This is a genomic window from Paraburkholderia podalyriae, assembly GCF_014397785.1.
In the GTDB taxonomy this organism is placed as follows: domain Bacteria; phylum Pseudomonadota; class Gammaproteobacteria; order Burkholderiales; family Burkholderiaceae; genus Paraburkholderia; species Paraburkholderia podalyriae.
In genome coordinates this window covers 1-426 of the sequence record NZ_VZQQ01000299.1, presented here as the reverse complement: position 1 = coordinate 426, position 426 = coordinate 1, and the positions used below count along the sequence as shown (strand labels likewise).

Genomic DNA, 426 nt, shown 5'->3' with positions numbered 1-426 from the left:
GTTCGACGCCGTGCGCGCCCTTTTGCTGCGTGTAGTGCATGATCGACTTGCGCGCGGCGAACACGCCCTTCGAATCCGAGTAGCCCGACGAACTGGGCAGATTCAGGATCATGTCCTGAATGATCTCATCCGGCGCCTCGAAGCCGAACGGCGCCAGATTGCCGATGTTCAGCTTGATGATGCGGTGACCCTCTTCTTCGAGCCGCTTCGCATGTTCGAGGACAGGCCCGCGAATGTCGTAACAGACATTCAATAACTTGTTGGATTTGAGAATCGGTTTCACGGCGGGCACTTCATCCTAGGCGCGATCAAATTTGAAGTGCAACACCTTGCTCGTGTAAGGTGTGCCAATGCAAAAAAGAAGTTACCAACAACTGCAGCCTGAAGAACGCATGACGATTGCAAGCATGAAGCAGCAGGGTTCGA

At 54.0% G+C, this 426-nt stretch carries 1 pseudogene; it reads right to left on the bottom strand.

What is annotated here, in order from left to right:
* Nucleotides 1-292: pseudogene (locus tag F6X42_RS43130) on the bottom strand (aminotransferase); the annotation flags it as partial.
* Nucleotides 293-426 lie beyond the last annotated feature (134 nt).